11 protein-coding genes are annotated in these 9461 nt (G+C 63.7%); all 11 read left to right on the top strand.

From position 1 onward, the window contains the following. Positions 1-100 precede the first annotated feature (100 nt). The gene (locus RMCN_RS24615; RefSeq protein WP_067394814.1) at positions 101-598 is read left to right on the top strand and encodes a YflT domain-containing protein; all 498 of its coding nucleotides are present in this window, start codon (positions 101-103) and stop codon (positions 596-598) included. A 108-nt stretch (positions 599-706) separates the two neighbouring features. Further along, the gene (locus tag RMCN_RS31625) at positions 707-1042 is read left to right on the top strand and encodes an HAD family hydrolase (protein WP_234787777.1); all 336 of its coding nucleotides are present in this window, start codon (positions 707-709) and stop codon (positions 1040-1042) included. Then, positions 945-1742, top strand: coding sequence for an HAD-IC family P-type ATPase (locus RMCN_RS31620; RefSeq protein WP_234787778.1), 798 nt, complete (start codon positions 945-947; stop codon positions 1740-1742). The genes RMCN_RS31625 and RMCN_RS31620 overlap by 98 nt, the downstream gene beginning before the upstream one ends. Before the next feature lie 181 nt (positions 1743-1923). After that, entirely contained in the window at positions 1924-2184 is a 261-nt protein-coding gene (locus RMCN_RS24605) for an SHOCT domain-containing protein (RefSeq protein WP_067394827.1), read from the top strand. Next, positions 2184-2699, top strand: coding sequence for a pyridoxamine 5'-phosphate oxidase family protein (locus RMCN_RS24600; RefSeq protein WP_234787776.1), 516 nt, complete (start codon positions 2184-2186; stop codon positions 2697-2699). The genes RMCN_RS24605 and RMCN_RS24600 overlap by 1 nt, the downstream gene beginning before the upstream one ends. Positions 2700-3127: 428 nt before the next feature. Next, a complete protein-coding gene (locus tag RMCN_RS24595) occupies positions 3128-3892 on the top strand; it encodes a DUF305 domain-containing protein (protein ID WP_067394812.1) in 765 nt (254 codons plus the stop codon). Between the two features lie 15 nt (positions 3893-3907). Continuing rightward, positions 3908-4348 (top strand): hypothetical protein, encoded by a 441-nt coding sequence (locus RMCN_RS24590; protein ID WP_067394810.1) that lies wholly within the window; start codon positions 3908-3910, stop codon positions 4346-4348. A 260-nt stretch (positions 4349-4608) separates the two neighbouring features. Next, complete coding sequence (locus RMCN_RS24585) at positions 4609-4902, top strand: metal-sensitive transcriptional regulator (RefSeq protein ID WP_067394808.1); 294 nt, start codon at positions 4609-4611, stop codon at positions 4900-4902. Positions 4903-5069: 167 nt separating this feature from the next. Next, positions 5070-5297 carry a heavy-metal-associated domain-containing protein gene (locus RMCN_RS24580; RefSeq protein ID WP_067394821.1) on the top strand — a complete coding sequence of 76 codons (228 nt, stop codon included), beginning with the start codon at positions 5070-5072 and terminating at the stop codon, positions 5295-5297. 119 nt (positions 5298-5416) lie between these two features. Continuing rightward, the gene (locus RMCN_RS24575) at positions 5417-7696 is read left to right on the top strand and encodes a heavy metal translocating P-type ATPase (RefSeq protein WP_067394817.1); all 2280 of its coding nucleotides are present in this window, start codon (positions 5417-5419) and stop codon (positions 7694-7696) included. Positions 7697-9274: 1578 nt separating this feature from the next. Continuing rightward, positions 9275-9461 (top strand): methyltransferase domain-containing protein (locus tag RMCN_RS32135; RefSeq protein WP_409366073.1); only part of this gene is annotated, 187 nt, incomplete at its 3' end.

The raw sequence follows: 9461 nt of genomic DNA, 5'->3' as shown, positions 1-9461 counted from the left end.
GAACTCACCCCAGCCGAGTTCGCTCTACAGTGGACCACGACCCACCAACCCCAAGTCGCATAGCGACTGGACCACCAAACGGGTCCCCCTCAGGAGCACCATGGACACATCTTCCGATCAACCATTCACCGGCACGACCAGCGGGGCTGCCGCTAGCTCCGAGTACCGGGTGATAGCCAGCTACCGCGACTACGCGCAAGCTCAGCGCGCAGTCGACTTCATGTCCGATTCAGAATTCCCGGTGGAGAACCTCCGAATCCTCGGTCACGATGTGACCACCGTGGAAGCCGTCATCGGCCGCCTGACCAAGGGCCGCGCCGCGCTCACGGGCGCGTCGAGCGGAGCCTGGTGGGGCCTGTTGATTGGGCTGCTGTTGGGAATGTTCGCCGTTGGCACCGCCTGGTTCGGCGTTATGGTGGCTGGCTTGCTCATCGGCACCGTCTGGGGAGCGATCTTCGGGTTCGTCGAGCACTGGGCGACCGGTGGCCGGCGAGATTTCACGTCGATGTCGACGCTGGCCGCTGAGCGTTACGACGTGGTGTGCACGCCGGCGTTCGCCGAGCAGGCCGCTCAGCTGCTGGCCACCATGCGAGGCTGACGACGCTGGCGGCGCTCGGGCTCGCGCAGCCACCTTCGCGGTGTGGTGGGCCCTCGGCGCCAGCGTGCAAACCGCGATGCTGTTCGCCATTACCGTGGTGGTGATCACGTGCCTGACGCGTTCGGCTTGGCCACGCCAGTAATCATGGTCGGAACAGGACTTGGCGCCAAGCGCGGTGTCCTGTTCAAAAACGCTGCTGCACTGGAGACCTCAGCACGCATCGACACCGTCGTCACGGACAACACCGGCACCTTGACTAAGGGTGAACCGGAGGTCACCGACGCCGTCGTCGAAGGCATCGCCGAGGACGAACTCCCGGCGCTGGTGGCGGCGGTGGAGACGGAATCTGAACATTTTACTGGCAGCGGCGATCGCGCGCTATGCCACCGAGCAAGGCGCTACGTCACTGCCGCTCAACAATTTTCGAAGCGTGCCCGGACATGAAGCCACCGCTGACGTGGCCGGACACGTGGTCGCCGTCGGCAATCGCAAGCTCATGATCGAGCAAGGCGCCGAGATAATGGACCGACGTGACGAACTGGCATCCAGCGGCCGCACCGCCGTACTGGTCGCAGTGGACGGTCGCGGTGTCGGGGTTAATCGCGCTAGCAGACGCGGCCCGACCAACATCAGCTGCGCGGTCGCCGCTCTCCACGACATCGGAGCACAGGTCGTCATGCTCAGCGGTGACAACGAGGCGACCGCCAGACGGATCGCTTCGCAACTGGGTATCGACACGATCATCGCCGACGTGCTGCCTGAGGACAAAGCCGCCCAAATCGCCGAACTACAGCGAGACGGTCGAAAGGTCGCCATGGTCGGTGACGGAGTCAACGACGCACCTGCCCTGGCTCAAGCCGATCTCGGTGTGGCGATTGGTGCCGGCACCGATGTCGCCATCGAGACTGCCGACCTGGTGCTCATGCGCTCCGATCCGCTCGATGTACCCATCGCCCTTCGTATCGGCCGCGGGCACTCTGCGAAAGATGCGACAAAACCTTGGGTAGGCAGTCGGCTACAACGTCATCGCGATCCCTATTGCCGCGGGAGCGTTTCAGCCTGCATTCGGGCTCGTCTTGCGCCCAGAGATCGCCGCTTTGTCCAGCTTGATCGTCGCTGTCAACGCCCTCTTGGTAGCGGCTGAGCCTGCCCGCGCCAGCACCGGATCCCGCGCACGCACGCATGACGAGCGCGTTGGAACGGACTTCTGGCGAGGGTCCAAAGGCCCTCGAACCGATTGCATACGCCTCTGTCGGCGTCTCTGCGTCTCAACCATCGTAGTAAGGCGCTGCAGGAGCAGCCGACGTTCACGAGGAGGTATTGCCGTGATGATTTGGTACGGCGACGGCATGGGATGGTGGGGATACGCCGCCATGGGCATCGGAATGGTGCTGTTCTGGGCGTTGCTGGTCGGCGGGATCGTACTACTGATCAAACTCGCCGCCGGCGACGCGACCCAGCCAATCCGACCTCCACTCTCCGCCGAACAACTTCTTGCCGCACGATTCGCCGGCGACGAGATCACCGAAGCGGAGTACCACGACCGCCTGCAGGTTCTGCGGGGCGCCCCTCGAACAACACCATAGTGATCATCAAAGACAGCGGCTTCGACGAAATCGACCGGGCCGTCCGACGACGCACCTTCGGCACGTTATCGACAATGGACCGACGGGGAGCACCTCACGCCACCGCCGTGATCTACGCCGTGTCACCGCCCGATCAGCCGTTGACGCTCTTCGTCACCACCAGAAGCACCACAGCCAAAGTGCACCACATCCGCAAGCATCCGGAAGTGGCGTTCGTCATCCCAGTGCCTCACCGGCTACCCGTGTTCCCACCGAGCGCCGTCCAATTTCAGGGTTTAGCAACGATATTGGAGGCTAACGACACCGCTGCAATCGGCGCCTTTCAAAAATCATGGTTCCATCGTCGGATCCTTGCTGCAGAACAGCGCATAGTCAGCCAGGGCGGTCAAATGTGTTTCATCGCGATCCAGCCGAACAAAACGATATTCAGTTACGGCATTGGGCTGTCAGCCCTCGACATACTGCGACAACCGCGCCAAGCGGCCGGACAGACACAGCTACCCGCAGGTCGATAGGCGGACAACGTTGCTTGTACCGCGACCGAGTCTTCCAATACTGGCGCGTCATCGAGATGCAAGTGCCAAAAGGGCTGCTAGTTGTCGTCGCGGATCGCGGCCAGGGCTTACACGTGTGCGCCGCCGGGCGTGCGCTCGTGGTCGTCACGGTGGAGACCTTGCCCTCGCTCGGGTCATCGATGCGTCGATTACTCCGTCGAGCCCTGGCGTGCAGCTTCGCACGCGAGTCGACGAACCTAAGTACCACCAGCGGCTAGGATGTCCTGCGGCGCGCAGCCGCTATGCACTCACGACCGCTGGCAGGACCGGCCTTCACCGAATCTTCAAGAAACCGCTAGCCGAGCCAGAGCGAAGACGTCGAGACTTGTGATGACCAACGACAGGTATGACGACGACCGGTGCGCTGGACAGGAAAAGGAGCTTTTAAAATGAAATCGATCCACACAGTGGTGGCGGGGGTGGCCGCCGTGGGTGCACTTTTCGCTGTCGGGGCCTGTAGCAACACCGCCACTGAACAATCGGGGCCTTCGACGCCCGCAGCCTCCACCTCGATGCCCGCCGGGGCTCAAGCACACAACAACGCCGATGCGATGTTCGCCCAGCACATGATTCCGCATCATCAGCAGGCCATCGAGATGAGCGACATAATCCTCGGCAAGCAAGGCATTGACCCGCGGGTCACCGACCTTGCCAAGCAAATCAAGGACGCTCAAATGCCCGAAATCGAACAACTCAAGGGCTGGCTTAGTGCCTGGGGGATGCCCACCACGATGCCCCGGATGGACATGCCTGGCTCCAGCAACATGCCTGGGATGCCAAGTCATTCGATGCCCAGCGCTAGCGGGACGCCCGGTGACGGCGGTGGAGCCCATCACGGTGACATGCCCGGTTCCAGCAGCATGCCCGACAACTCGATGATGCCTGGCGGGTCGATGTCGCCCGGCGCAAACAGCATGCCGGGTATGGGAATGATGTCGCAGGCCGATATGGACCGCCTGAAGAACGCGCAAGGCGTAGAAGCCAGCAAATTGTTTCTCACACAAATGATCGCCCATCACCAGGGCGCGATCGATATGGCGCAGAACGAGGTCGAGAACGGCCAGTACCAGGCGGCGGTGGAGATGGCCAAGTCGATCACTAGCAGCCAGCAGAAGGAGATCGACACGATGAAGTCGATTCTGTCCTCGCTGTAGACAGAGTCGGACTGCATGGCCGCTCAGAGAAGGACACGCGTGCTGCTTCTTGCAGCCGCTGCGATATGTGGTGCAACCCTGGTTGTGATCGCCATAAGCACGCGGGGTTTCGGACTCATCAACTCGACAGTCGCGAACGCGTCCGCGCGTGCGGCACAGGAGCGGTGCGAGCGTGATGTCGTCGCGAGGCTAGCGTCACCATCGACAGCGAGACTTTCCGACATCACCGTGACGAGCACGCAACTTGATCCGGAGGTGAAAGACTTGTTCTCGTCGTTGGAAGGGGGGCCCCTCTACGGCGTCGACCACTCTCGCATCACCGTTCGGAATGTGGAAGGCATTGTCGAGGCCCCGAGCGAGGTCGGCGGAACCCTGCACGACCCCTTCGTGTGCCGGGCGTATTTTATCGACGGCAATCTGGCCGACACTCTTGTCGTGTTCGACCATGACCACTGACACCGGTCTGGCTACCCTTCGCGTGCCGACGGCCGAACCCAGTTCGCGCATTAATGCCCTTTGCAACCGCCTGGTGACCGAACACGGCCGCTGCGCGAGTTGACAACCCCGCCAAATGGAGATCACGCAGTTCGCTGCGCGGACGGACGATTCTGACGCCGAGGGTCTCGAATCCGTTTCCCATCCTCTTGACACTTGCATACCCCCGAGGGGTATAGTACGCAAATACCCCCATGGGGTAAGTGAGAGGAGTCCTAGTCGTGGACACGACGGCGCCCGGTTACCTGCAGTCCAAAGACGGCTATTTGCAGCGGTTGCGCCGCATAGAGGGTCAGGTGCGCGGTGTGGCGAGGATGATCGAGGAAGACGCCTACTGCGTTGACATACTCACCCAGATCTCGGCTGCCACCAAGGCGCTGCAATCGGTGGCGTTGATGCTGCTCGACGAACATCTGAACCACTGCGTCAGCCACGCCGTCCAGGAAGGCGGCGATGCGGCCCAGCAGCGGCTCACCGACGCTTCCGCGGCCATCGCCCGTCTCGTGCGCTCATGAACAGACCCCACCTACTGAACGACCCCTATTACCGACGAAATGAGCCGATGAAACCGAATCTCACCTCCTCGGTGCCACTGGCCGAGCCCGCAACCGCCGGATGCGGTTGCTGCGGGCGGCAACAGACTGCTCTATCCATCCCAACCACACCCGTGCAGGAGAACGACATGAGTACCACCACCGCCAGCTACCCCGTCACCGGGATGACCTGCGGTCACTGCGTCGGCGCGGTCACCGACGAACTCACCGTATTGCCCGGCGTCACCGGTGTGAGCGTGGACCTGGTGCCCGCAGGCACCTCGACAGTCACCATCACCAGCGACACCTCGCTCGACATCGATCAGGTGCACGCCGCGCTGCACGAGGCCGGCGACTACCACCTGGCCACTTCCTAAACCAACACCGCACCGCGCTCCGCAAGCGGGTCGACTGTAGGAGACAACAGCACGTGAGCACCACCGATCACGCGGCCGCGCTCGATGAGCCGCGCAGCGTCGAGTTGTCGATCGGCGGGATGACCTGCGCTTCGTGTGCCGCCCGGGTCGAGAAGAAGCTGAACAAGCTCGACGGGATCAGCGCCAGCGTCAACTACGCCACCGAAAAGGCCAAAGTCACCTATCGCGGATCGATCGATATCGCACAACTGATCGCCGCCGTGGCGGCCGCCGGCTACACCGCTGCCGCACCGCCACCCTCGGTGGCCGCCGGCGGTGAAGACGTCGAAACCACGGCAGCAGAATCCGACGAGGCCGCCTCGTTGCGGACCCGACTGCTGATCTCGCTGGTGTTGACCGTGCCGGTCGTGGTCCTGTCGATGATTCCGCCGCTGCAGTTCACGAACTGGCAATGGCTCGCTCTGACCTTGGCGTCGCCCGTCGTGGTCTGGGGAGCGTTGCCGTTCCATCAGGCGGCCTGGGTCAACGCCCGCCACGGCGCAGCCACCATGGACACGCTGATCTCCCTGGGTGTCACTGCAGCCTATCTGTGGTCGCTGTGGGCACTGTTCTTGGGACATGCCGGCATGCCCGGCATGCGGATGACGTTCAGCCTGTTCCCGGCCACGGGCGGGGGCGCCGACCACATCTACCTTGAGGTCGCCTCCGCGCTCACCGTGTTCATCTTGGCCGGGCGTTTTTTCGAGGCACGCGCGAAGACGCGTTCGGGCGCGGCGCTGCGGGCGCTGATGGACATGGGGGCCAAGGATGTCGCGGTGTTGCGAGGCGGCGCCGAGACCCGGATCCCCACTGCCCAGTTGGCCTTGGGGGATATCTTCGTCGTGCGTCCGGGGGAGAAGGTTGCGACCGACGGTGTTGTTACCGAGGGCGATTCGGCGGTGGACGCCTCGATGCTCACCGGGGAATCGGTGCCAATCGAGGTGCGACCGGGAGATCGGGTCATCGGGGCGACCGTCAACGTCGGCGGACGATTGTTGGTGCGCGCCACCCGGATCGGCGCCGACACCCAGCTGGCGCAGATGGCGCGACTGGTCGCCGACGCCCAGAACGGAAAGGCCCCTGTGCAGCGCTTGGCTGACCGGGTCTCGGCGATCTTCGTCCCGATCGTCATAGCGTTGTCCCTGATCACCATGGGTGTGTGGCTGCTGGCCGGGCATACGGCGGCGGCGTTTACCGCCGCGGTCGCCGTCCTGATCATCGCCTGCCCGTGCGCCCTGGGGCTGGCCACCCCCACCGCGCTGCTGGTCGGCACCGGCCGAGGCGCCCAGCTCGGTATTTTGATCAAGGGACCGCAGGTCCTCGAGTCCACTCGCCGCGTCGACACCATCGTGCTGGACAAGACCGGCACCGTCACCACCGGCCGGATGAGCCTGATCGCCGTGTACCCGGGTGTCGGCGAGGACGCCGCGCAGGTGCTGACACTTGCCGGGGCCTTGGAGAACGCTTCGCAACACCCGATCGCCCAAGCGATCGTCGCGAGTGCCGCCGCCAACGGTGACGCGCTGCCGTCTGTCGACGGGTTCACCAACCACGACGGATTGGGTGTCAGTGGCGTCGTCGCTGGGCGCGCCATGTTGGTCGGGCGCCGCGGCTGCCTCACGGAACAGTGGTCGCTGACCGCCCCCGACGACCTCGTCGACGCCGCGGAGCAAGCCGAAACACAGGGCCAGACCCCGGTCTGGGTGGGCTGGGACGGGGCGATCCGCGGAGTGATTGTCGTCGCCGACACAATAAAGTCGACCTCGGCTGCCGCGGTCGGCCAGTTCCGCCGGCTTGGTCTGCGCCCGGTTCTGTTGACCGGGGACAACCGGCGCGCCGCACACGCGGTGGCCGCGCGGGTCGGCATCGACCCGCGAGATGTGATCGCCGAGGTGCTACCAGCCGACAAGCTCGACGCGGTGAAAGACCTGCAAGCGCAGGGGCGCACTGTCGCCATGGTCGGCGACGGAGTCAACGACGCCGCCGCGCTGGTGCAGGCCGATCTGGGCCTAGCCATGGGCACAGGCACCGACGTCGCCATCGAGGCCTCTGACCTGACATTGGTCGGCGGTGATCTTCGCGCCGGCGCAGATGCCATCCGGCTGTCCCGCTCGACGCTCAAGACGATCAAGGGAAATCTGTTCTGGGCGTTCGCCTACAACATCGCCGCCCTGCCGCTGGCCGCACTCGGGTTGCTCAACCCGCTCATCGCCGGCGCCGCAATGGCGTTCAGCTCCGTTTTCGTGGTCAGCAACAGTCTGCGCCTGCGCCGCTTCGCCAGCCACGCCTCCCATCAACCCTCATCCGCGGTGAACACCGAGGCAACAGCACCAGGGGCCCCGAACCAAGCTGTCATTTGAAGTAGCAGAAACTGTTCATGGATACCAGACATTGGTCCACAGTTGTGGGCTGACTAATCCCGTTGGTACACCGCATAACAGCGATATCGGAAAAGTGCGATGGGAGCTTGCTTACGCACTTCACCGGCTTCGATGTCAGGCAACCGTGACATCGACGAGCTTGTTTACGGTACCGCGACATCAGTGTCGTGCTGCCCGCTGCACGTGCCGTGAAACGGTGATCACTCCGGATCCGCGCAGCGGCGACGACACCTACGACCCTCATCGACGACGCCGTCGCCGCGCTGGCCGATCGCCGGGGAGTCTGGCTCGGCGATGACCTGGCCAGCATCGCGCTGATCGCCAGTCTCATCGAGCAAGCCGAAAGATGGTTGCCCCACCTGGTCCACGACGCCCGCGCCAACGGCCACGGCTGGACCGAGATCGTTCGAGCACTGGGCACCAACCCCGACGAGGCTCGCTTTCGATTTGACCCCCAATCCCCAATCGCCGACGGCAGATGGCCCTACGATCACTAACCGCGGCGCGACGCCCCTCAGGCCCGCCAGCACCCAAATGCGTTGAGCAGCAAGTTTCTTCGCAAAGCCGCATCGAAGCGGGCAACGTTACAGCCGCCGATCTTCGGGCCCGCGCGTGTGTTGAGTTGGTGCTGCGGCGAATCGCTGGGCGCATTCGGGCGAGCAGAACACCATCGCCGTTGTTGTGGCGCAGTCGGCTCGGCGCCGCGCTGGCATCAACGCGCACGTGGCGACGAGGGGGCGGAAGTCGCGGACCTAGTGACCTTCAGATGTGTCACACACAATCTGATAACTCAGTATTATCGATTTATTACGTACGTTTTAACTCCGTAGAAAAGGTGGTCGAACCATGAAGCGCCAGAAAGCGTCCCATACTGGACCGTCAACTACTGGGCGTGAGCACTGGCTTCGGCTTGCCTTGGCCGGTGGAGTCCTCGCAGCGATCGCGGCGGTGCCGGCATTCGCCGTTCCAAGCAGTGATCTGATCACACCGGCGGCTCCCTGCCCTAACGGAGAAGAAGTCGACGTATTCAGCCTGTCATGCACACCGCACCTTGCACCGCGCTCGCCGTTGCAGCCCATCCCGGGCAATCCGGATGTCCCCGCAATACGGGGGGTGCCATGCACCACCGAGCCAGAGTGCACCCGTCTGGGCCGAAAGCCCGGTATCTTGGCCCCGCAGCCTGTACCGCATGCCAAGTTTGGACACGAGGGCACCGCCGAATCTCATCCATAGCGGGGACAGCCTGCTGACGCCGAACCGTGTCGGATGACCCTTCGCGCAAGAACCTGATCGCAAGAACTGATGATGAAGTGTCGAGCCTTTCGCACGGATCTTTCCTCGGATCAACACGTCGGCAATGCCGCCGGTCAGCGCGCGACGCCGCTCAGCTCAGACCGCGCCAGCTTCCAGATAGATATTGCCTGCGCCATCGGTTCGTGTGATGGTCAGCTCGAACGGATGGTCATCCCCGCCACACCGGCGCTGCCGAAGAACAGGGAGGCAGCGGCTGCCACGGCACCCACCGGTGATGTGGTCGCTGTGGACCCCTCGGCCACCATGCGTGATATGGCCGCGGCCAGATGCGCTGCGCTTATCCGTGACGGCCGCGTCGAGGTTCGGGACGGCACCGCCGAAGCGACCGGATGTGCCCACGGCACTGTCGATGTGGCGATCTCGGTCAACAACGTGATGTTATGGAATCGTCCCGCGGGGTTTGCAGAGTTGTTCCGTGTCCTGCGTCCGG

The sequence above is a fragment of the Mycolicibacterium novocastrense genome (genome assembly GCF_001570485.1).
GTDB classification, from domain to species: domain Bacteria; phylum Actinomycetota; class Actinomycetes; order Mycobacteriales; family Mycobacteriaceae; genus Mycobacterium; species Mycobacterium novocastrense.
The sequence above is the reverse complement of the archived record's forward strand: the minus strand, read 5'-3'. Positions and strand labels throughout refer to the sequence as shown.